22 protein-coding genes are annotated in these 21,723 nt (G+C 38.4%); 8 read left to right on the forward strand and 14 right to left on the reverse strand.

Features of this window, described 5'->3' with window-relative positions:
• Positions 1 to 181: 181 nt before the first annotated feature.
• Positions 182 to 988, reverse strand: coding sequence for a hypothetical protein (locus AAW12_RS25270; protein ID WP_053003475.1), 807 nt, complete (start codon positions 986 to 988; stop codon positions 182 to 184).
• Between the two features lie 350 nt (positions 989 to 1,338).
• Between AAW12_RS25270 and AAW12_RS00640 the strand changes: the two genes are divergently transcribed.
• Positions 1,339 to 1,899, forward strand: coding sequence for a hypothetical protein (locus AAW12_RS00640; RefSeq protein WP_197083951.1), 561 nt, complete (start codon positions 1,339 to 1,341; stop codon positions 1,897 to 1,899).
• A gap of 150 nt (positions 1,900 to 2,049) precedes the next feature.
• Here AAW12_RS00640 and AAW12_RS00645 read toward each other — a convergent pair whose 3' ends face one another.
• From AAW12_RS00645 to AAW12_RS00655, 3 genes are read right to left on the reverse strand one after another with little or no spacing between them, the layout of a single operon-like run.
• Positions 2,050 to 2,565 (reverse strand): hypothetical protein, encoded by a 516-nt coding sequence (locus AAW12_RS00645; RefSeq protein ID WP_046671698.1) that lies wholly within the window; start codon positions 2,563 to 2,565, stop codon positions 2,050 to 2,052.
• Positions 2,522 to 2,899, reverse strand: a complete 378-nt coding sequence (locus tag AAW12_RS00650; protein ID WP_046671699.1) for a hypothetical protein — start codon at positions 2,897 to 2,899, stop codon at positions 2,522 to 2,524. The genes AAW12_RS00645 and AAW12_RS00650 overlap by 44 nt, the downstream gene beginning before the upstream one ends.
• A complete protein-coding gene (locus AAW12_RS00655) occupies positions 2,886 to 3,380 on the reverse strand; it encodes an N-acetylmuramoyl-L-alanine amidase (RefSeq protein ID WP_053003476.1) in 495 nt (164 codons plus the stop codon). The genes AAW12_RS00650 and AAW12_RS00655 overlap by 14 nt, the downstream gene beginning before the upstream one ends.
• A 730-nt stretch (positions 3,381 to 4,110) precedes the next feature.
• Here AAW12_RS00655 and AAW12_RS00660 point away from each other — a divergent pair.
• From AAW12_RS00660 to nudK, 4 genes are all read left to right on the forward strand, one after another.
• On the forward strand, positions 4,111 to 5,007 hold the full coding sequence (locus tag AAW12_RS00660) for an SIR2 family protein (RefSeq protein WP_046671700.1): 897 nt from the start codon (positions 4,111 to 4,113) through the stop codon (positions 5,005 to 5,007).
• A gap of 352 nt (positions 5,008 to 5,359) precedes the next feature.
• Entirely contained in the window at positions 5,360 to 6,589 is a 1,230-nt protein-coding gene (locus AAW12_RS00665) for a hypothetical protein (protein WP_046671701.1), read from the forward strand.
• Positions 6,590 to 6,620: 31 nt separating this feature from the next.
• On the forward strand, positions 6,621 to 7,460 hold the full coding sequence (locus AAW12_RS00670) for a helix-turn-helix domain-containing protein (RefSeq protein WP_053003477.1): 840 nt from the start codon (positions 6,621 to 6,623) through the stop codon (positions 7,458 to 7,460).
• A gap of 466 nt (positions 7,461 to 7,926) precedes the next feature.
• The gene (nudK, locus tag AAW12_RS00680) at positions 7,927 to 8,508 is read left to right on the forward strand and encodes a GDP-mannose pyrophosphatase NudK (RefSeq protein ID WP_046671704.1); all 582 of its coding nucleotides are present in this window, start codon (positions 7,927 to 7,929) and stop codon (positions 8,506 to 8,508) included.
• A gap of 24 nt (positions 8,509 to 8,532) precedes the next feature.
• Here the strand turns inward: nudK and AAW12_RS00685 are convergent, their stop codons facing one another.
• The 7 genes from AAW12_RS00685 to AAW12_RS00715 all read right to left on the reverse strand — a co-directional run bounded on the left by AAW12_RS00685 (position 8,533) and on the right by AAW12_RS00715 (position 12,178).
• The gene (locus tag AAW12_RS00685; protein ID WP_156167490.1) at positions 8,533 to 8,865 is read right to left on the reverse strand and encodes a hypothetical protein; all 333 of its coding nucleotides are present in this window, start codon (positions 8,863 to 8,865) and stop codon (positions 8,533 to 8,535) included.
• A gap of 232 nt (positions 8,866 to 9,097) precedes the next feature.
• The gene (locus AAW12_RS00690) at positions 9,098 to 9,358 is read right to left on the reverse strand and encodes an Ada metal-binding domain-containing protein (protein WP_046671706.1); all 261 of its coding nucleotides are present in this window, start codon (positions 9,356 to 9,358) and stop codon (positions 9,098 to 9,100) included.
• A gap of 10 nt (positions 9,359 to 9,368) precedes the next feature.
• Positions 9,369 to 10,082: a 2OG-Fe(II) oxygenase gene (locus tag AAW12_RS00695; protein WP_197083952.1), complete on the reverse strand. Its 714-nt coding sequence runs from the start codon at positions 10,080 to 10,082 to the stop codon at positions 9,369 to 9,371.
• Between the two features lie 170 nt (positions 10,083 to 10,252).
• The gene (locus tag AAW12_RS00700) at positions 10,253 to 10,684 is read right to left on the reverse strand and encodes a MarR family winged helix-turn-helix transcriptional regulator (RefSeq protein ID WP_046671707.1); all 432 of its coding nucleotides are present in this window, start codon (positions 10,682 to 10,684) and stop codon (positions 10,253 to 10,255) included.
• Between the two features lie 48 nt (positions 10,685 to 10,732).
• Positions 10,733 to 11,368, reverse strand: a complete 636-nt coding sequence (locus tag AAW12_RS00705) for a nitroreductase family protein (RefSeq protein WP_046671708.1) — start codon at positions 11,366 to 11,368, stop codon at positions 10,733 to 10,735.
• A gap of 12 nt (positions 11,369 to 11,380) precedes the next feature.
• The gene (locus AAW12_RS00710) at positions 11,381 to 11,749 is read right to left on the reverse strand and encodes a DUF1304 domain-containing protein (protein ID WP_046671709.1); all 369 of its coding nucleotides are present in this window, start codon (positions 11,747 to 11,749) and stop codon (positions 11,381 to 11,383) included.
• A 3-nt stretch (positions 11,750 to 11,752) separates the two neighbouring features.
• Positions 11,753 to 12,178 (reverse strand): organic hydroperoxide resistance protein, encoded by a 426-nt coding sequence (locus AAW12_RS00715; RefSeq protein WP_046671710.1) that lies wholly within the window; start codon positions 12,176 to 12,178, stop codon positions 11,753 to 11,755.
• 165 nt (positions 12,179 to 12,343) lie between these two features.
• On the opposite strand from AAW12_RS00715, the gene AAW12_RS00720 reads away from it, so the two are divergent.
• The 3 genes from AAW12_RS00720 (at position 12,344) to AAW12_RS00730 (ending at position 15,043) form a co-directional block, all read left to right on the forward strand.
• Positions 12,344 to 13,258: a helix-turn-helix domain-containing protein gene (locus tag AAW12_RS00720; protein ID WP_046671711.1), complete on the forward strand. Its 915-nt coding sequence runs from the start codon at positions 12,344 to 12,346 to the stop codon at positions 13,256 to 13,258.
• Positions 13,259 to 13,351: 93 nt separating this feature from the next.
• Positions 13,352 to 14,113 carry an SDR family NAD(P)-dependent oxidoreductase gene (locus tag AAW12_RS00725; protein ID WP_046671712.1) on the forward strand — a complete coding sequence of 254 codons (762 nt, stop codon included), beginning with the start codon at positions 13,352 to 13,354 and terminating at the stop codon, positions 14,111 to 14,113.
• A 192-nt stretch (positions 14,114 to 14,305) separates the two neighbouring features.
• On the forward strand, positions 14,306 to 15,043 hold the full coding sequence (locus tag AAW12_RS00730; RefSeq protein WP_046671713.1) for a metallophosphoesterase family protein: 738 nt from the start codon (positions 14,306 to 14,308) through the stop codon (positions 15,041 to 15,043).
• A 110-nt stretch (positions 15,044 to 15,153) separates the two neighbouring features.
• On the opposite strand, the gene AAW12_RS00735 is transcribed toward AAW12_RS00730, so the two are convergent.
• From AAW12_RS00735 to AAW12_RS00745, 3 genes are all read right to left on the reverse strand, one after another.
• Positions 15,154 to 17,310: an IPT/TIG domain-containing protein gene (locus AAW12_RS00735; protein WP_046671714.1), complete on the reverse strand. Its 2,157-nt coding sequence runs from the start codon at positions 17,308 to 17,310 to the stop codon at positions 15,154 to 15,156.
• 61 nt (positions 17,311 to 17,371) lie between these two features.
• Complete coding sequence (locus tag AAW12_RS00740; RefSeq protein WP_156167494.1) at positions 17,372 to 20,623, reverse strand: carboxypeptidase regulatory-like domain-containing protein; 3,252 nt, start codon at positions 20,621 to 20,623, stop codon at positions 17,372 to 17,374.
• Positions 20,624 to 20,723: 100 nt separating this feature from the next.
• Complete coding sequence (locus AAW12_RS00745; protein WP_046671715.1) at positions 20,724 to 21,722, reverse strand: fasciclin domain-containing protein; 999 nt, start codon at positions 21,720 to 21,722, stop codon at positions 20,724 to 20,726.
• Position 21,723: the final 1 nt, after the last annotated feature.

Raw genomic sequence — 21,723 nt, forward strand, 5'->3', positions numbered from 1 at the left:
TTAGTTTTTATTTCTATATTTTTTAGCAACACCATACAAACTTGGTACGGATAACTTTCAATTAACAGTGCGCGATTGGGTTAATTTATCGCATATATAGCTGAAGCAAAAAGGTCCATCTATTAACTTTGGTATGAAAAGATGAACCGTCAAACCGAAAATAATCGGAGCTAGGCTATTCCTAAAGCGAACGGCTGATATCTACAACATTAAAAATTTGGTCAACATCATCCAAACTTACTGCAAAATCTGGGTACCTTGTTTTATCAGCGTTTAGCGAACGAAGGGTAAGAATTCCGTTATTGACATCATGATGAGCAATTTCTTTAATAATAACTCCTTCATATTTATGTACAACAACCCAATACCGATATTTGTGGGTATGAAATTTTGATTGCCATAACTCTCTTTTAATCAAACGTCCAGTCACAATATCACCGTCCAATACACTTGCGTCTGTTCCATCGGTCATACTATCACCACTAACTTCAAAAGAACGATAGGCACCTTTATGAAACTCAGTGACTGTAATAAAATGTGCCGGTAAATCGTCCATATATTCAGCATCAGAAAAGCCAGAAAGATACCCGGCTTTAGCTTTCTCTGTGACAAGTTTTGTCTGCATCAAATATCGTCCTGGGGAAACTTCAAAAAATATATTATTCTTATTTTCGTCAATAAACTTGACGTCCTCCGAAAAATATCCTATTGACTTACCATTACCAATACTAAGCATGGCTATCGTGTCGGGTTGCACTAAAGGAGCTACCTCCATTCTTTCACCTTTTCCATACAGCAACCAGTCATACTGAACATGAGGAAAAGCCGCTTGAATACGTGTTTTCATCGTAAGTCCAATAGGATACTCTCCTTTTTTAATACGCGAGTACACCTGCTCGCGTACCCCTAATAAAGACGCGAATTCACGGTTAGTAACGCGCATCTCCAAGCGTAAAACTTCAAAGTTATTATTTGGATAAGTTTCCATAGTCGATCGGGTATTTAACAAATGTTACACAAATATATAACAATCTGACACTAAGTTACACAACTTATTAAACCTAAACAAATAGACAATCAAAATAAAACAATAAAATTCTAACTACCAACACATTACAGTTAAACAAATAAGTTTACTATTTCATATAAAAAGTAAAAATTAGGTTTTAATAAACTTGCAAGATTAACAAATTTGTTTAACTTTGTTAAACAATAAAAAAAATATAGACCCCTAGAATAAATAAGCCGGGTAGTAAGCAGATCAGCTATTCGTAGGATTTGCAATTTGCGAGACGAAAATCAGTTCATACTTAAAGATAAAAGAAAATGGAACAGCTCATGTCACAACATCTCAGACAGCCCATTGTATACACAGTGGATTATTATCAACTACAAAAAACCAGCAATATTTTACGAAAAGAGGAAAGCAGTATAGTAACCGACAAAAATCGTTCACAACGCATGAACACATTATATTATTCATTCATCATGAGTTTCTTAAAAGAAAATCATCCCGAGATACTAAAATCCATCGATAAGATCTATGAATCTGATCTTTCCAAAATCAGCCAAGTAATTGACTGTTATTGTCAATTTGTGGGCATTCCTTCTCAGCAGATTATGGGAGAATATATCAATTACAAGGACATACAGCATCGTTACAAAGCTATCGCCGTTGTTCTACGTATCTTTCAGCCGGAAAAATTAAATAATCTGAAAACAAAAGTAAAAAGTAGCATATACAAGGAACTTGGTCCTTACTTAAAAATAAACAATGACACATTACAGAAATCTATCATCTGCGCTTGCAATCAATTTGACCTCTATCGTGATTTCAAAAAAGAGATTAAACAGATTGCCAATTATTACCTTATTGACCGGCATTTCGATGGGGATTAATATTATTTTATACAATCACAGCAGCTCTGCTCATTCAGCAACTGTATCCAGCTCTACAAAATAGTCCTTGAATTTTATACTCAAGGACTATTTCGTGTTATTTACTGAATTTTATTAAAATATAATGGTAACGATCTTTTTAATGGGTAACTACCAAATTCTGATCAACTTACGTTTATTTATCCACCAAATAATCAAGCCGACCAATATACTGCACCCCATTAAAAAATAAAGAAGACTTGACACTGCTGGTTTTGCAACCTCTTTTGATTGTTCTTTAGTTAGCTCCGTTTTCGTTTCAATTTGCTGACTACTTTTTGCTTTGTGATCTTTCCAATTGGTATTTAACCTTCTTTCAAGCTGCAGCTTTTCAGAATAATGTTCCTTTTTCGCATAGACTTTCCCCTTATGTAGCTGAACAACGCCATCCTGCATAATCTGAATCCCTTCACCTTCAATTTGCATCACATATTCATCTGTTACCAAAGCCTCTTTAGCTAATCCAACAACTTGTATATGTCCTGTCTTCTGTGCTATAGTAGCAGACTCGGTATTTTTTTCTTTGATGCCAAACTCTTGTGATGCATTGGTTTTCTCAACCTTTTTAAACAAACCGCAGCTGCTAACCAGTAGCAGCATTGCGATTATCTGTAGTGTATTTTTCATTTTTAACGCGCTTTAATTCAATCTGTAGCCTATTATAAAGTTTCATAAGATCATCATATTTTACCTGCAAATCCGCTAAAGTCTTAGCACAAGACATACGTTCGTCATTTGCCAAATGCAACCCTTCATTAAGATCTTCAATGATCGTCCGTAAATGCTCAATATCTTTTTCTAACCTATTGGCATAGCCTTCCCATTTTTCAATTACCTTTCCGGCATTCTCAACATTTGTCGCCTCCACCTCGGCTTGCTGCTTAGGCCTTCCAACAAGATACCCCCCTACAGCTGTCGCTACAGGGATAATCAATTTCTCTAAAATCTCAAGTAATTCCATTATAATTTCTTTTTGTTAACGGTTTAAATTTTTCCCAGGGAAATTGTACCCCTGGATCCTCCTTTCTTCCAGGTGCAATATCCGAATGCCCTAAAATCTCTCGAATCGGATAAGTACGGATAATTGCTTTACATACTGCTATTGCCGCATTGATCTGCTTTTCAGTGTAACTCTCCATCCCTTTATTTTGCAATTCGATTCCAATGCTACAGTTATTCAAATCTTTTTGACCGGCCCAAGTACTAAGGCCTGCATGCCAACATTTTGCATTAAAAAGCGCCAATTGCGTTATGATACCATCACGACTAATATGAAGATGAGCGGAAACCTTGCTCCGGGAATCGGTCATCCAATCAATTGCACTTGTAGCATTGGACGCACCGTCGTAATGCATAATAATATAAACGGGTTTAATAATCCCACCTTTGTTTGGTGTTTCTCTATAAGAAATACCGATAAGTTTGTTTTCTTTAATTTCCATATCACGATTTTTTTATGAATTAATCTGTTCTTACACTAAAAAACTTGTATTGAGAGAAGGGAAACACACTTTATTACGAGTTATTTAGCTTCTATTTTATACAAAGTTAAGCGTGATCCTGCGCAGTGAAGCGCACTATTAGCTGGATGTAAGCGGTAGGTTACAGATACCGAATATTGTGCAAAATTTTCATCGATGTACATATACACCAAAAGCGAGCTTAACAGGACTTGCTCTTATAGCACTCTCAAAAGCAGAGAATAACACAACAAAATACTACTATAATTTATGGTAATATGTTGCCAAGACCGTAATACCATTGTCAAGCCATATCACAACAGACCTACCATCCTTGAAGAGACATCAAACATTTCCTGTATTCCTTTGTTATTTGTTTGTTATAGCATAGGATGAGTTATACCGTGAAGGCTAGGAAGTTGGTTCGCCTAGCCTTTTTTGACGAATAAAACCAACATATTTGACTGATCCGTCCATCGCAATGACGTAGCCATTTTTTACAGAAGTTTCAATTTACATCACATTGTTTCCATGCGGTATATAATGAGATTAAGACCCTTTCGTCGCTGTGGTCATGTACAAAATCCTTCGATTTTTTATTAAATTCGTAAGGAAGAAATCTAAATTCAATCGATTAATTGTTATATCCAAAGATGCGATTGATCAACATCTTCATTTAACTTTACAGACGTAAATCTTGATTTATAATACAATGAACAAGTTTGCTTTATTAGTCGGAAACGACATTAATAATATTTCACCAGGGATAAGCTGGAGTGATTTGCTACACAACATCAAAGAAAAGTATAAGGTTAGCTCATTGGAAAATGGACAAAAACCGTTCCCTATGTTGTATGAGGAAATATTCCTTAATGCAATTCGAGAAAAGCATATTAATGAAAGAGAACTTAAAAGCTACATATCGGATTGTGTCTCTCAAATCAATCAAAATGAAATCCACCAATTAATTCGGGATCTCTCGATCGAAAATATCATCACAACTAACTATGAATTCAGTTTAGAAGGAGAAATCGCAACAGCAAATGCTGGCCTTATCCGTGAAACGACCTACAGTGTATTTCGTAAACACCAAATCGGCAACACGAACTATTGGCACATCCACGGCGATTGCCTAAATCCCTCTTCCATTAACCTCGGTTATGAACATTACTGTGGTCAATTGCAAAAAATGAGGGATTATGTCGTTAATGGGACAAATTATAATTCGCAAACAGTCTACAAGGCTGCATTAATTAAAAGATTAAGTCGAAAAAAAGATACTAAACTCCAATCCTGGATTGACTTATTTTTCACACAGGATATCCATATCCTAGGTCTATCGCTTGATTTTGTAGAAATAGACCTTTGGTGGTTGCTAACCTACCGCGCCAGAAATAAGTTTTATAGACGAAGTACCTTTATTGAAAATAAACTCTTCTATTATACAACAAAAAAATGGTACGCGCTCTCCAAAGATAAAATGCAATTACTTCAAGCAAACGATGTTGAAATTGTTGTTATTGACGAAACCGATAAAACGAAATACTACAAGAAAGTCCTCGCCAGCATCAAAAAAAAATATAGGTTATCCAGAAAAATATTAAGTTGAACCTCAAAGCAATTTATAGATTTCTAGCTTGTTATCATGTCACTAATAGAAAAAAATTTCGCGTTCCCAAACAAAACAAATTTATATTAAGCATTGAAAGTTTGCTGAATCGTCCAAAATCTGAACAGCAAGTTCCTTAGGCACATCATCCATTAGTTTATTTCATCAACACAAGTCAAAAAGACACTTATAAATCAGAAAACCAAATATTTATAACATATAAAAGTATTTTATTAAATCGATTTTGAGAAATAAAAAAAATAAATCATTTTTGCTATCATTTAGCTAAGATTAACAGGAAAAGTCAGGCCGTAAGGGATTATCATTTATATTTTATTTTTTATTGATCTATATGTCATTTAAGAGAATTACCTATTTCTTTTTAGGTTTTTTGTTATTTATTGGTTGTAAAAGAGATATTCATCCAGGGATTGTACCACCGGATCCAGAAGTCATTGAAAAAGATAAATTACCCATACCTACAGGTTTCACAAGTGACCTCGGTTCAATAAAAATTAATACAACTGCCAATGCAAACCAACCTGGCGAAGAGTTGCCAGGCTGGATACGCGATATCTCTGGCAATAGTGCGAGTTATTGCCACCCAGATGTTGAATATTTCCCTGCCGGTTTCAAAGGATACAAATATTGGATGGTATTTACGCCATATTTTGGCATAATCGGGTCAGACCGTACTGCCTCACTCTATGAAAATCCGACTGTGGTAGTTTCTAATGATGGAAAAGAATGGATTACTCCAGCAGGATTAATAAATCCTATTCAACGACGTCCTGCACTAGAGGATTCTTTCATCCAAAAGGACGGTAGCCCTAATCAAGGTTATTGGTCCGATGTAGACTGGAATTTCAACGGCGAAGAATTCGAACTATATTATAGAGGCTGCTTTTTCTCAAGCAAAATTTTAAAAAAATGGGGTGCCAAAAGCGCAAACAACAATAAAAAATTAAATGAAGAAGCTGAACGTGTTATTGTAAGGCAAACATCAAAAAATGGGATTGACTGGACACCGCTGGAACTCGTGTACAATAGTAATGAACCAACATCTTTCCAAGATAACCATATCCTTTCACCAACATTTGTGAGAAATTCGAAAAACCTGACGACGAGTTACGAAGTGGATTTCATGCCAAGCTACAAAGCACCAATTATGACCAATATCCTATCGCGTATTTCTACAAATGGCTTAGATTTTACCGTTTATCGCGACAGTAAGAAAGTTGAATTTATGAACAAACCTTGGCTAGAATTCAGCAAGGGGTATTCGACTTGGCATCTGCAAGGTTCCTATATTGATGGATATTATTTTTTATGTCTGGCAATTGGAAACGTAGACCGATTTACCTCCGATATGAATTATCTAGCCTATTCAAAAGATGGTCTACACTTTCGCGTCTTCGAAAAACCTTTAGCTGCGGCCAATGTGTACCGCTCTTCTGTATTCCCAAAGACCTCTTCCTCAAAAAGCATTGAATTTGGTGCTGTAATTGGTTATAAGTCTGGAGCCTTTGGCTATCGTGAATTCACCATCAACAAACAGGTACTGGAAGATGGTTTAAAATAAAACACCTATATTTAGGTTCAAAATCATTTCGATGGAGTTATTTCCGACAATAGATCTTCAAGAATTTAGAAAAGACCAGCTTGCGGGTAATCAAGGATATTTATACTCGGAATTACATGGTGAACATCATATATCGCGTCCACACCAGCATCATTTTTTTTTATTGGTACTTTTTGACCAGGCAGAAGGTATTCATACGATTGATTTTAAAGATTACCATATTGATCGTCATCAAATCCATATCCTGTTTCCAAAGCAAGTTCATAGTTGGAAATTAGGGGCCAATACAACTGGTTTCCAATTGATGGTCGATAGGGAACACTTCGAGAAATTTTCGCCCAATTTCCATTTTTCATTTGCTTACTATCAACGTACTCCTGTTATCTCACTCTCTAGCGAAACATTTGCTCTGCTTTATTATGAATTTAATGCAATAAGAAAAGAACTTGAGGATCACAATTGCGTTCCTGCAATTATCTACTCTCGCACAGCTGTCGTCGCATCTATATTAAGCAAAGAGGTACAGAAAATAGTACAAAATGAACAAAATAATGACTCCAATCCACGTCTTTTAAAGTTGCAAGAGTTAATTGACATCCATTTTCAGCATGAGAAGTCGGTATCTTTCTATGCGAAACAACTTAATATTTCCACCCCGCACCTTACTAAAATATGTCGCCAGAAGCTCGAAGTATCTCCGAGCCAGCTCATTCAACAACGAACTATCTTGGAAGCAAAACGATTGTTAAAAGCAACCGACTTATCTATCAAAGAAATTTCGTTCAAACTTGGTTTCGTTGACTCTCCTTACTTCTCCAATTTTTTCAAACAACATACAGGTCTGAATCCAAAGCAATTTAGAACGGACTGAGGTTCATCAATACTTCGTATATTTTGCGTCAATACTTCTTCGTTAAAAATCAACAGCAAGTCCATTTGCGCGACAAAAACTTGTTATTTTTACATAAAAATACCATTATCAATGATTTCTGAGCTTATAAACCTTGTAGTGGACACAACTCTTTTCATCTTTGGCCAAGGTTCCAGTAACGACCGTCCTGAGAAAGAAAAAATGATTTCAAATTTGGGCCTGTCTTTGACGCTAGTTACTGCGTTGGTTGTTACGCTACTTCGCCACAGTCGGATTGTACCAATTGATTTCTTTTGGATTATACCTGTTAGTTTATCAATGGGTTTTATCCTACTTTTTATCCCGCTTCGACTACGCTGGGTAGCACCATGGAGAATCGCGACATACATCAAAGCTTCTCTTAGTTTTTCCTGCTTAGTTTGGATTGCAATTCTTATTTTTATCTTTTGACTTTAACGCGCTAAAAATGGCAATAAAAGATATTAAAATTGTAAAAACTGAAATTCTATCAGACAACTGGTACACGTTAAAAAAAGTGACTTATCAATACAGCAAACCCGATGGGACGGTACAGCAACAAAGTCGAGAAGCTTATGATCGTGGCAATGGAGCCGTCATTTTACTCTATAATACCAGTGCTCAAACAGTCATATTAACAAGGCAATTTCGAATACCAACTTACATCAACGGGAATGAGTCGGGCATGCTTATCGAAGCTTGTGCAGGTCTACTTGATCAAGATTCTCCCCACGACTGTATACGGAGGGAAACAGAAGAAGAAACAGGCTATCAGATCAAGGAAGCAAAAAAGATCTTTGAAGCTTATATGTCTCCAGGTTCTGTAACTGAAATTCTACATTTTTTTATAGCAGAATACACCAATAACATGAAAGTTGGCGATGGCGGTGGTTTAGAAGAAGAGGAAGAGCATATTGAAATTCTAGAAATCAATATCGAAGAAGCACTACATATGATTGATACAGGTGAAATCAAAGATGGAAAAACCATTATGCTACTACAATATATTCGATTAAAAAATATACTGTAGACGCCTAATTTAGATGATAAGAGGCTAGTGATTAACTTTCTCAAAGATAAACTTTGGGTCTTGGAAATTGATGGTTGAAGGTATATAATGTGGAATTCCCATATACACTTGCTCCGTTCCTGTACCTAAAATATACAAAGACCCTTTTTTTAATAAAGCAAAGGGTCTTCTTTTTTTCTGTCCCCAGCCAAATGGCGTATAATAATAGTCCCCAAGTAAAGTGTCTTTTTGGATATTGCCGCGAATGTCTCCCGAATCAACCTCACCTCCAGGTCTATAAAAGAACAATTTACCATGAAAACGGCTCTCAAAAAGATTAAGATCCAAACGGGCACTGTCACGTTCACTATGAGCCATATAACTCAATACTTTAGGATCTCGCCTCCCCTCTTCACAGCTTATCAACAGCAGAGTCGAAAAAATAAAATAAACAGCAATCGAATATAAACGCATTTTTCTTTTGATCTACGATAATTAATCCCGTCTCAAGATAAACACAAAATTCAACAATATACAAGGAATTTGACATAAGATGCTTTTTCCAAATTTGATTTACTTAGATTCTCTATATAATCAAACTTAATGCGAACTACACTTTATCAAATCTTTTATTTTCTTCCTTCCATTCAACGTAGTTCGCTTTTAAGCAGTGCCCACAAGGGCGATATTGATGTTTTAGCGCTTCTTGCTCAGTGGAAAAAAAGACCCTGTTCTCCCGCTTCATCCGTTTTCCCGAAATACAGCAAAGCAATCCATAAATTTTTAGCTTTTCATTGCCACCAAATTCAATTTCTCCCGCTCGAATCTTGGCGCGCAATGAAGCATCTGTTATATTTTTATGCCATTCCATTGTGTGGGATTTATTTCTCGGCATCATGAAAAATAATACCCAACGCATGGCGTTCACCGGCTGTGACTTCACCCACTCCATGTTTCATATTAACCCTAAAATATCCCATTCGTCCTTTCTCAGGCCTAAAATTTGTTGCGAATAAAATGAGATCACCTTTTTTAGGTTTCAAAACAATTGCCTTTGATTGAGCCCTCGGAACTTGTTGTGTTAATACAAATTCTCCGCCCATAAAATCGACTCCTGGCTCATTTAACATCAAAACCACCTGCATCGGAAAGTAAACCGCTCCATACAAGTCTTGATGTAGCGTATTGAAACCTCCTTGACCATATTTCAAAATCAATACTGTTGCTTTTTCTTGTCCTTTCAAACGGCAATCCGTCAAAAGGTCTTCATGTTTCACGGAAAATGATATATCGATTTTCAGCGCACGAAACCAGGCATTAGCAATGACGGCAAGATAGGGATAAAGTTGAGATCGAATCGTTTGAATCAACTCAGGTAGTGGGTAGTCAAAATATTTATACTCCCCTAATCCGAATCGATGCCTTTCCATAACGACAGTTTTACGGTAGAGCGTCGAATCGCTATACCCTTTTTTTAATAGATCGCATTGTAAAGCTGTCAACAGGTTTGGTATAACCACATAACCATGCTTATGCATCTCTTCTGTAATCAAAGGCCAATTTAGATCTTCTATCTTTTGAATGATATTTTTCATACCACGAATCTCCACATTACAGTCCTATGAAAAAATCCGAAATATGCTAATATGATGTATAATAAAAGGAACGAGAACATGTATCGCTCAAGACAATCCATAGCACAAAAAAAAGGATTAAATACAGGCAGGTGTATTTAATCCTTTTTTGATTTCATATCGTATAAAAACTAGCTATTCCCAACATTATTCACGATTTTTTCTGCCAAAGCTTTAAGCTGAACCATATCAGTATAGTCGAGCTTAAGGGCTTCAAAAATCTGCATGGGAATACAGCTCGCCTTTTCTTTCAATTGCAATCCTTGTGCTGTAAGCTGTATCTTCACGACGCGTTCATCTTCTTTGCTTCGTGTTCGTGTAAGCAAAACTTTAGCCTCCAAGCGCTTCAATAGTGGTGTAAGCGTTCCATTATCTAGAAATAACTTAGCCCCCAATTGATTTACTGTCTGCTCATCATTCTCCCATAAAGCCATCATCGTGATATACTGTGGATAGGTCAAGTCAATCTCTTCAAGAATAGTTCGATATTGCTGCATAATTTCTCTATGTAGCACATACACGGAAAAACAGAGTTGTTTGTCTAATTTTAATAAATCATCCATCTTGCAAATATATTGAGTTTCTGAGGGATTGAAAAAGTTGTTTGCGGTTTATTTGAATTCAACAACAAACTCTTCCTTAGGAACCCGAACCTTCTTCATCGTCGAAATCCAATCTCTCGAAGAGTCCGCCACACCAACATACATCAATGAAACGCTTTTTAGTCCATGCTTTTCTAATTGCAGAACCTCATCCACGACTTGGTTATCAAAACCCTCGGCGGGTGTGGAATCGACACGAAGTTCAGCTGCCTGAGCCAACGCCAAACCTAAAGCAATGTAAGTTTGTCTTGCAGTATGTGCAAAATTTCTTTCGGCAGCTTCGCTCAAATAAATAGATTTCAACTTGTCCGTATAAGAGCCAAAGCGTCCCCTTGGCAAATCCCGTTCATCCGTTGTAAAATCATAAACTTTATCAATACGTTCTTCCGTATAACGATCCCATGCAGCGAAAACAAGCACATGTGAACATTCACGCATACAGTCTGGATTTAGTGCTCCTTTTGCCAATTCTTCTTTCAATGCCTGATTTTCAACAATCAATATCTTAAATGGCTGTAAACCCGAAGAAGTAGGTGCAAAGCGTGCAGCCTCAACGATTTTATCTACATTTTCCTGACTAACTTTTTTTGTCGGGTCGTATGCTTTCACAGCATGACGCCATTGTAAATCTTCTATTAATGACATATAATTATAGTTTTATTTTAAGAGAATAACGGATAACAACGCCAACAATGCAGGAACTCCTTGTACAAAAAATATCTTTTTGCTCGCTGTAATTCCGCCAAAAACACCGGCAACAAGAACACATCCTAAAAAGAACAGGCGTACATTGTAACTCCAGATGGGGTCATTGATTAAAAAAGACCAGGCTAAACCTGCAACCAGAAAGCTATTGTAGAGCCCTTGATTTGCAGCAAGCCCCTTCGTTGGCTTAAATAATTCTGCCGGAAGAGCCTTTCCAAAACTACGTTTTCCTGCAGTTTCCCAAGCAAACATTTCCATCCATACAATGTATACATGTTCTAAAAGTACGAGTGCTGTAAGCACATTGGCAATATAATTCATATATTATTCGTTAGTTGATACCGTCAATTTGACATCCATATTACCCCTTGTTGCATTTGAGTAGGGACAAACTTGATGTGCTTTTTCAATCAATTGTTGCGCTAATTCCAAGCTTACGCCAGGTATATTTGCATGTAATTCTGCAGCCAAACCAAAACCACCATTATCCAATTGTCCGATACTCACATGGGCTGTTACCGAAGTTTCGCCAGCTTTTACTTTTTCTGATCTAATCACTAAATTCAAGGCACTATCAAAACATGCCGCATAACCAGCCGCAAAAAGCATCTCTGGATTGGCATAATCATCATTGGCACCTCCTAGACCTTTTGGCATACGAACAGCTAAATCCAATACACCATTTTCGCTTTTTACCTGACCATTTCGTCCTCCCTTGGCTGTCGCGCCGATGTTATATAACGTTTTCATATTTTAATTTGTTTTGTTTGTACAAATGTATGCCAAGGATTTATATTGTGCAAAATATAATTTTGCAATTTACATTAAAATGAGAATAGCAAAATCTCAAAAAAGTACAGTGTTACCGAATGTAATCTAAAAGCACTACATTTGATTATTGCAAATAGGGCTTAAATGAAAACAACTTCCATCGAACAATTTTATCGGGAGATCAATGCGAGTATCCCAGAAGAGATCGCAAGAGAGATTGGTCATTTTAATGTGTTCAGTTATGAGGAACTTGCCGCTAAGTTGAAAGATAAACCGATCATGCCCTACAATAAGCGAACGTATTATAAAATCAGTTTAATCACAGGAAAAAACACGGCCGAATATGCCGACAAAGTAATCGAAATCGATGAATCGGCACTTGTATTTGCTACTCCTAAGGTTCCTTACCATTGGATACCGAAAGATGAGCATCAAAAAGGTTATTTTTGCGTTTTCACCGATGAATTTCTGGCAAGGAATAAAAGTGGTGTGATCATAGATGATTTGCCGATCTTTCAACCAGGCGGCCTTCCGATTTTCCAACTATCAGAAGAACAACGCATTGAAATAGAGGGAATCTTCCTAAAAATGAATAAAGAGCTATCTTCAGATTACGTTTTTAAATACGATCTGTTGCGAAATTATGTGCTTGAAATCGTCCATTATGGCCAAAAGCTGCAACCCAAAAGTATAACAAATCCTACACACAACGCCTCCAATAGGATTACTTCATTATTTGTAGAATTGCTAGAAAGACAATTTCCACTTGAATCTCCGATGCAACGCCTACAACTAAGAACAGCTAATGATTTTGCGGAACGACTGGCCATACATGTCAACCACCTGAATAAAATTTTAAAGGAAAATACTGGAAAAACAACTAGCCATGTCATCGCAGCCAGAGTCACACAGGAGGCAAAAATTTTACTGCGACAAACCGATTGGAATATATCTGAGATTGCTTATTCACTTGGCTTTGAGGAGATCGCCCATTTTTCCAATTTTTTCAAAAAGCAAACCAGCTTTGCCCCAAACATTTTTCGTTCCCAAACGTTATAATTTGAATTTCGCAAACATCCATTTGCATTTCGCAAGGAAAGACTCAACTTTTCAGCGGATCTTTGTCCTATTGAATCTTTAAAACAAATTAAAATGGCTACAAACAAAATAGCATTGGTAACAGGCGGAAGCCGTGGTTTAGGTAGAAACATGGCTGTTAGCCTTGCAAAAAAAGGAATCGATATCATTTTAACCTACAATAGCAATCAGGAGGAAGCGGATCATGTGGTTGCTACGATACAATCTTTAGGGCAACATGCAGCTGCATTCCAATTGGATGCAGGAAATGTGCAGTCCTTTAATGGCTTTATTGAACGGGTTACGCAACATTTGCTACAACAAACGGGGAAGTCTAATTTTGATTTTTTGATCAATAATGCGGGCACTGCCTTATATGCACCCTTTATAGAAACCACAGAAGAACAATTTGATACAGTTTATAATATCCATTATAAAGGGGTCTTTTTTCTCACGCAGAAAGCTCTACCCTATTTGAATGATGGCGGACGTATTATCAATATTTCCTCTGGCCTCGCCCGTTTTGCATTTCCGGGATCATCTGCCTATGGCTCGATGAAAGGGGCAATCGAGGTACTAACGAGGTATCTTGCCAAAGAACTCGGTCCTCGAGGTATTGCAGCAAACGTCGTTGCTCCTGGCGCAATCGAGACTGATTTTGGTGGCGGGCATGTGCGGGATAACAAAGAAACAAATGCGCATATTGCAGCTGTTACAGCTTTAGGACGTGCTGGTGTACCCGATGATATCGGTGGAGTGGTGGCCTTCCTTTGTACAGAAGATGCAAGATGGATCAACGGACAACGCATTGAAGTATCGGGCGGGATGAATCTTTAGTAACGTATCACTTAAATAAGCACATATCTGAGGCTATTCGATATGTGCTTATTTAACAGTATTTCTTCACCAATCCCGCCCAGTTCCTCCTCTTTTAGAATAAAAATTATAACGCTATTATCATTTTCTTCTTTACCTCTTAAATTGTACGTTGACTGACTATCCGAATGATTATGTTTGTAGCATAAGAATATGATACAACTTGCCATAATAAGTGACATTCATGCCAATTTAATTGCATTGGATGCGGTATTAACAGATATCAAAAATAAAGGATTAACACAAATTTACTGCTTAGGTGATCTTGTTGATTTCGCTCCCTGGGGCAATGAAGTCATTGACAGGATACAAGAAAAAAACATTCCATGTCTACTGGGAAACCATGACCAAAGAATTGCTTTTGACGAAGCCATTATCCCTTTACCACACCATGATGTAATAGAGACTTCAAATCGAGAAATCGCCATCAAGCTAAGTAAGAAGGAGATATCGGCCCCTCATAAAAAATGGCTAGCAACATTACCCTACACCATTGAACTAACCTTCAAACTTGGAACGAGTTTTAGGAAAATACTTCTTGTCCATGCCAGCCTCCAAAGCAATGACGAATACATCCATGAATCAACCCAAAAATGTGCTCTATCAACTCAATTAAAGCAAAAAGCAATCGATATTCTGGTGATGGGACATACACACCATTCTTATATTCAACAGGATGGAGATGTCTTGTTTATCAATTGTGGTTCCGTCGGACGTAGTAAAGAAAAGGACAGAAAAGCAACTTACACAATAATAACCTTATCTGAAAAAGAAATTAATGCCGAGATCGTTAAAGTAAACTACCCAATAACAGCTGTCGCAAATGCAATTTACGACAGCAATATCCCCGATTTCTACGGAGACTTTTTACTTGCGAATAATACACTTTAATCATTGTCAATTTGCTACAATAGCTAAATCCCCGACACATACTCTGCATTATTTTCAAAGAGAGGGTCTCCTAAAAAACAATACGGTTGCATCGGGGATTTGTATAGTTATTATTTCAGAAACAGTTTCCGAATAGCTTTATTACCAACATCCAGAAGATAGATATTACCATCCTTATCTACGACTATATCTTTTATCAGACCAAACCGCGCTGTAGACAAAGTTCCATCCACATATCCATTCGTTCCCTTTATCAAAGTAGTCACTTCCCGTGTTGACATATTGACCTCCCGAATAGCATAGTTGTAGTTATCAGCAACAATCAATCTGTTATTTAATCCTGCTGTGATACCGCCTATTCCGTTGAAATATGTGTTCGTTCCAATCCCATCTTGATAACCTGCATCCGAACCTCCTACCCAACGTTCCCCACGTGTAACACCCGGTCTTACAATTTCAATCCCGTTATTGCTGCTCGTATTCTGATCCGAATAATACAAAACTCCTTGACTATCCACAAAGGGCTTTGCCATTACCCAACTAGGTCCAGGTACCTTAGTATAACCTCCAGCCAGGTTGACTTTGTTTATTCCCTGCGCAAAACCAGCTACTGCCACATATAAATTCCCTGACAGATCTAAACACATTGCACCCGGAGAAAATCCTTTTGCGTGTATAGTGCGTTTGCCCGCAGCTGTAATTTTAAAAATCTGATTTGATCGCTGATCGCTGACATAAATATTATTTTGCGTGTCAACAACTATTCCTGTAGGATAGTCGAATACAGCATTGGCACCATCTACCTGCAAAATAGATACACTTCCAGTCGGAGATACCTTTTTAACTTGTTTATTCTCTGGATCTGCGACATATAAATTTCCCTGCGCATCTATCGCCATTCCAGCTAGGTTATTGCCGAATACCGTACTTCCTGACCCCCCTACGAATGTCATTACACCTGCGCGACGGAACGGTTGCGGTGCTAAAGCATCCTGACCGCCAACGATTACCTTTACCTCGCCTGTTGCAACACCCTGTGGTGCCTCCATAACCAACTTATTCTCACTAGCGCTTGTCACAGGGGCCAAAACACCGTTGAAATAAACCCTATTTTCGGCAGCATTTGTACTAAATCCAGTGCCCAATAACGTTACACTTGTTCCCGCCAAACCATTGTCCGGACTTATAGAACGAATACCAAGCGTCTGATCTTTAAACTGTGGTCCTTCCACGGATTGATCGTTGACTACAACCCTTACCTTTCCAGATCCAGTTCCGCCAGGAATGATCAACTTCAGTTGATTTTCACTACTTGAAGAAATAGCAACTTGCTTCCCATTTATAAAAACCTGATTTTCGTCAAGTTCTTTACTAAATAATAGCCCGCTTATTGTCATTTCAGCCCCTTTAGGGCCACTCAAAGGAGAGACAGCACCGATTTCAGGCTTGCCTACAACCGTAAATTTCGGACCCGAAATCTTCTGTTCATTGATATTCACGGATAGAGGTCCGGTACTGACACCAGCTGGAGCCACTACCACAATTTTTTCAGGACTAGACTCCAATACGACCGCGATCTTTCCATTGAAATCAACGATATTCCCCGAACTGACTTTTTCGAAGCCTTCACCCATTAGGGTAACTTTGGTTCCCGCCCCACCTGTTAATGGTTTAATACTGCGGACGACCTGATAAGTAAAATTCTGTCCTTGAGACTTTTTACCATCCACACGAACTTCTACAGCACCATACCCCGCATCTTCTGGAATTTCTGCAACGATTAATTTATCTGTAACACTCACAACTAAAGCTTTTTTGCCATTAACATAGACTTCTGCAGGTTTATCTGTACTACCAAACCCCTCCCCATCAATCCGTAGCTGGGTGCCGCCTGTACCATTTGTCGGAAAAATTTTTGAGACTGAAAGATCTTGATAGGTATACGTACCGACATCAAAACTATTACTTCCATACTTCAAGACAATTCCGCCACTTTTGTCCCCTTTTGGCACACGTAAAACAACCGATGTTGGAGTAGCGCTAATGACCTCTGCTGCCCCCCCTGCAACTGTTGCGGAAAATTCTGTAATTGCCCCGCTGAAGCCCTGTCCTTCAATCGTAACTAGTGTGCCAGCTTTACCAGAATTAGGGTAATAACTATCCACTTTAGCCGGAATTTTATCGACCAATTCTTCCTTTTTACTGCAACTGATCGTCGCAATAGCCATCCAAATAGATATGATGACTAGATTAATTGTATTTTTCATTGGAATAAATTCTTATAACTATATATCCGCTATCTTTTTAGGTTTTTCCCAAATGACCAAACTAGAATGTATATCGAACCCCACATTGTATTTGTGCTCTTGAGTTAAAATAATCGATGCTATAAGGCTGCCCAGGATCACTAAAAGTAAATACGGGCCAGCTATCAGCATTTTGCCTCGGCGGAAATAATGATGGGGTAAGCCCCACACTACTCGTCGAATTAAATGTATTGGGCGAAAAATATTGAATACCCCATTTCTTGGAGATTAGATTAGTCAAGTTCATAACATCCACCGAAAATGTTATAAATTGTTTCTTTGACTTCTGAAGAAAGAGATCATGCGCAATTCGTAGATCTGCCTGTACATTCCATGGCGTACGTCCCATATTACGCTCTGTAAAATCTCCTCTACGAGAGCTCAGATAATCATTACCATCAATGAACCGATTAAAAGCATCTGCTTGCTGCTGAGCAGAAACACCATTTGCAAGATCTTTAAAGTAATGAATTGTTTCCGTCTGTCTTGGAATATAAACCAAACTTACTTGTTGTGGCAAGCCTTGTATGCTATTATTGACGATACCATAGGTAAATGGACTTCCAGATTGCGCACTGATATACAAGGTAAAATTCGTACGTCCTGCATTACGCCAAATTTGTTCGTAATTTATACTCGAAACGATACGGTGACGGATATCGAAATTACTGTAAGCTAACTTTGGATTATTAGGAATAAGTGACTGATTCAGTTGCCAGTTACTTTCCATAGAATTACGTACGCCATTACTTAAATCCTTCGATTCTCCATAGGTATAACTCAGTGTAGCATTCATTTTTTCTTTGATCGTTTTTCCAATGGTCCCTGTTATACTGTAGCGGTAGCCTTGATTGGTATTACTCAGAAGATATACATTCGAGAAACGATTATCCACAGTACCGCTATAAACAGGTTGTTGTTTATTGACGTCATATCCATACCATAATGGGTTATCCTTGTTGTTCAGCTGCTGAAATAGAACATCTTTAATATTCTTTGTATAAATACCTTCAACCGTAAATTTCCAGCTTTCAACCTTGTAATCTATACCCAAGCTGGACCGCAGCACCTGCGGCAGTACAAAATTGTTATCGACCAGATCAACCTGCGTTTTTCCGGTACTTGGATCATTAATGACAGCGCCATTCTGCGCTATAAACTCACCTATTCCATTCGGACTTGGCTTTATAGGGTCAGACCCAGGTGCAAATGGTTTCTGATCTGTTTTTTGATCGAAAGCGCCGTAACTGTTCCCCGTATTATAGTATGCATAAGCCAGCCAAGCAAATGGTATACGCCCTGTAAACAAACCGGCACCACCCCGGACAGTCAGTTGTTTATCGTCCATTGCCTCCCATCGAAAGCCAATTCTCGGAGACAACTGTATCCTATTTAGAAACTCATTTCTTAACCGATTCGGTGGTGTATAGGTGTAGGTTGTACCAAAAGTGGGGTCAGACCACATGTCATTGACTTTATCACTTCGTGTCGGCATTGTTGGCAAAGCTGCCAAATCCGCACGGAGTCCAGGTATGATTTGGAAACGATCATTTATACGGATTTCATCCTGAATGTAGAGACTATACATATTAACAGAGAAGTTAGCCGCGGGATGATCCAAAATGTAAGAGTGTGAATTATCCTTATAGTTGTAACTTCCTCTTACGCGATACGGAACATTCGCGACGAAATCGGCAATACTATTGTAATCAACCCGGCCATTCCAGCTGTTAACAAACCCATACCGAATGCGATAAAGCTCATTATGTGTTCCAAATAACAATTTATGCCTGCCTTTTGTCCAATTTAGATTGGCCGTAATCTCCCAGGTACCTTGTCGCATGTTAAATATACTAGCTTCACGATCAGTTCCAAGATAAATTGTTGTGCCCGGTGTACGCCCTTGTATCTGTACCTGAGGTAAGGAAGGATCACTTAAAGGGTCGCGTCGATCATTTACCTGTGTATATCCCAACACAATATTGGAAGAAAGATTATTACTAAATCTACTTTTCAATTCTGCAACGGTACTTGTTTGGTTGTTCTCTTGTTCAAAGGCCATACTACTGAACCGAAAATCCTGTTGATCCCGATCCATATGAGTTGCCTTACTAAAGATTGTATTGTTACGGATTGCCAACTGATGTTTGGCATTTATATTCCAGTCTAAACGATTGAAAAACTTGGTTGACCGGGACCAATTTGTATAATTACCTGCGGTTCCAATATTAAAAATATCACCATAGCGAGAACGAGCGGCTTCGGCTATTGCTTCTACATCGCGCTGCTCCAAAATATGAGCTGTTTCTATAGTCCCAACACGCAACTGCGTAGGATCTTGACGCCTGGTAAACTCCTCATTACTGAAAAAGAATAATTTATCTTTTATTAAAGGAAACCCTATTCGGAAACCTGTTTGATAATCATAAAAATCTTTATTCATTTTCCCCAAAGTTCCCACCCGGTCCTTACCCGTTAACGCGGCATTCCGTCCATAGGCGTAAACCGATCCTTCAACTTGGTTTGTACCACTTCGCGTGACAGCATTGACCGAACCGCCTGTAAAATTTCCGATCTTGACATCGTAGGGAGCCAAATATACTTGCATATCCTGAATGGCGTCTATTGATATGGGGTTTGTTCTTGTACTGCTCCCTGCCATTCCTGAGGTCCCGGTTTGTCCGCCAAGAGAGGGGCTAAAACCTATTGCATCATTATTGATGGCACCGTCTATCGTGACATTATTATACCTAAAGTTTGTACCACCGAAACTATTATCGCGACTTCCTTGCGGTGTAAGCCGAGTTACATCGGTAATCGAACGGTTGACTGTAGGCATATTCCTTACTTGCGCGCCACTGAAATGATTTCCCGTCCCTACTGTCCCAGCCCTTGTATCACCTTTCCGGCCAGTCACAACAACCTCACTAAGTGTTTCATTACGCTGTTGCATAATAAAATCCGTCTGCAAGGTTTCTCCCAAACGCACAAATATATTTTCTTTACGTTCTGTTTGTAATCCAATGCTACTTACATCAACTGTATATGGACCGCCAATACGAATATTATTTAAAGTAAAACGTCCATCTTTATCAGTCGATTGCACATAACGGGTCCCTGTTGGTGTGTGTATCACAGTAACGGTCGCCTTCTCCACAAGAGTTCCACTGCTACTTTGCACCTTTCCGTTAATTGTACCCGAAGTTTCCTGCGCAAAAGAATTGAGCGCTTGCAAAAGAAACAAAAAGAGTAAAATTAGCTTTAGTATTGACATTATAGGATAGAAAGTCATGGTTGATCTTCCTATGCATATACTGTCATTTTGATATCTATTCATTGCTATGTTTCATTAATTCGTTAGATAAATCTTCTTATTACTGTGTTAGCCGGAGCCCCTGATCAACAATATGTAGTACCCCATCTCCGGTAAGGATATCCTGTTTCTGTAATAAGACATCATTTGTATTCCCCAAACCCCGAAGTGTTATGCCGCTAAAAGAGCCCGGAGAACTGGTATTTGGAACCAACTTAATGTCAACACTGTTACCATCTAGCATGGTTTGCTTAGACATATTTGTATTACCCGTACTCAAGATATAGTCGTACACAAAACGACGGTCATGGAGAATATGATAGCGGACTATTTTTTTCAGATCGTCTAAATTGGCCAGCTCCACATCCTGCACGGATTGAAATCCCAGCAGATTCATAGCAGCATTATTCGGTGCAAAAACCGTATAGGCTCCCTGATTTGTTTTTTCAGATAAAATGCCGGTCCTTTTTATAGCACGAGCAAATATGCTGATACTCGCATCTGCGTTGATAGCATCGACAATCTTATCATGTACATAGGGGGTCATAACGCGGTCGAGCACTTGAATCAGTCCATTAGATGCAGGCAAATTTTGTGTCAATATACGTGCTCCATTCAGCGTCAGTACTGTATCGGCTCCTTTGACCCAGTGTGTGGCATAGACCTTACCGCGACGTGTTTTCAATTCTTGATTAAACAGAAAAGGAAGCTTATTGAGCTCATATTTTCCATCCAGTATGTGATAATTAGCGATATTAGAAACTATTGCTGCGCGTTCAGACAGCATGCTCACCACAGTTGGATAACCCGCCTTTCCAAAGGCATTGTCGGATGGAGCAAGCAAAGTATAGGGACCTTCGCCCTTTTGCAGCTCTTTATCCATATTACTGACGCGCAATGCAGCATTAAATACCGATAAATTAAAATTATCGGCAACGACCAAGTTGACCTTATTATTGTCAAAATTCGTCGTGTTTTCTTCCTTTTTACAAGCAAATAATAGATTGATCGTCAGCAAAAATAGGCTACACTTGCTATAACTAAAATTATGTCGTCTCATC

The organism is Sphingobacterium sp. Ag1 (genome assembly GCF_000988325.1).
Taxonomy (GTDB): domain Bacteria; phylum Bacteroidota; class Bacteroidia; order Sphingobacteriales; family Sphingobacteriaceae; genus Sphingobacterium.

Excerpts from the sequence above, each read along its gene's own strand:
- AAW12_RS25270 (WP_053003475.1), bottom strand. The coding sequence starts at position 988 with ATGGAAACTTATCCAAATAATAACTTTGAAGTTTTACGCTTGGAGATG.
- AAW12_RS00640 (WP_197083951.1), top strand. The coding sequence starts at position 1,339 with ATGTCACAACATCTCAGACAGCCCATTGTATACACAGTGGATTATTAT.
- AAW12_RS00645 (WP_046671698.1), bottom strand. The coding sequence starts at position 2,565 with ATGAAAAATACACTACAGATAATCGCAATGCTGCTACTGGTTAGCAGC.
- AAW12_RS00650 (WP_046671699.1), bottom strand. The coding sequence starts at position 2,899 with ATGGAATTACTTGAGATTTTAGAGAAATTGATTATCCCTGTAGCGACA.
- AAW12_RS00655 (WP_053003476.1), bottom strand. The coding sequence starts at position 3,380 with ATGGAAATTAAAGAAAACAAACTTATCGGTATTTCTTATAGAGAAACA.
- AAW12_RS00660 (WP_046671700.1), top strand. The coding sequence starts at position 4,111 with ATGAACAAGTTTGCTTTATTAGTCGGAAACGACATTAATAATATTTCA.
- AAW12_RS00665 (WP_046671701.1), top strand. The coding sequence starts at position 5,360 with ATGTCATTTAAGAGAATTACCTATTTCTTTTTAGGTTTTTTGTTATTT.
- AAW12_RS00670 (WP_053003477.1), top strand. The coding sequence starts at position 6,621 with ATGGAGTTATTTCCGACAATAGATCTTCAAGAATTTAGAAAAGACCAG.
- nudK (WP_046671704.1), top strand. The coding sequence starts at position 7,927 with ATGGCAATAAAAGATATTAAAATTGTAAAAACTGAAATTCTATCAGAC.
- AAW12_RS00685 (WP_156167490.1), bottom strand. The coding sequence starts at position 8,865 with ATGGCTCATAGTGAACGTGACAGTGCCCGTTTGGATCTTAATCTTTTT.
- AAW12_RS00690 (WP_046671706.1), bottom strand. The coding sequence starts at position 9,358 with ATGGAATGGCATAAAAATATAACAGATGCTTCATTGCGCGCCAAGATT.
- AAW12_RS00695 (WP_197083952.1), bottom strand. The coding sequence starts at position 10,082 with ATGAAAAATATCATTCAAAAGATAGAAGATCTAAATTGGCCTTTGATT.
- AAW12_RS00700 (WP_046671707.1), bottom strand. The coding sequence starts at position 10,684 with ATGGATGATTTATTAAAATTAGACAAACAACTCTGTTTTTCCGTGTAT.
- AAW12_RS00705 (WP_046671708.1), bottom strand. The coding sequence starts at position 11,368 with ATGTCATTAATAGAAGATTTACAATGGCGTCATGCTGTGAAAGCATAC.
- AAW12_RS00710 (WP_046671709.1), bottom strand. The coding sequence starts at position 11,749 with ATGAATTATATTGCCAATGTGCTTACAGCACTCGTACTTTTAGAACAT.
- AAW12_RS00715 (WP_046671710.1), bottom strand. The coding sequence starts at position 12,178 with ATGAAAACGTTATATAACATCGGCGCGACAGCCAAGGGAGGACGAAAT.
- AAW12_RS00720 (WP_046671711.1), top strand. The coding sequence starts at position 12,344 with ATGAAAACAACTTCCATCGAACAATTTTATCGGGAGATCAATGCGAGT.
- AAW12_RS00725 (WP_046671712.1), top strand. The coding sequence starts at position 13,352 with ATGGCTACAAACAAAATAGCATTGGTAACAGGCGGAAGCCGTGGTTTA.
- AAW12_RS00730 (WP_046671713.1), top strand. The coding sequence starts at position 14,306 with ATGATACAACTTGCCATAATAAGTGACATTCATGCCAATTTAATTGCA.
- AAW12_RS00735 (WP_046671714.1), bottom strand. The coding sequence starts at position 17,310 with ATGAAAAATACAATTAATCTAGTCATCATATCTATTTGGATGGCTATT.
- AAW12_RS00740 (WP_156167494.1), bottom strand. The coding sequence starts at position 20,623 with ATGTCAATACTAAAGCTAATTTTACTCTTTTTGTTTCTTTTGCAAGCG.
- AAW12_RS00745 (WP_046671715.1), bottom strand. The coding sequence starts at position 21,722 with ATGAGACGACATAATTTTAGTTATAGCAAGTGTAGCCTATTTTTGCTG.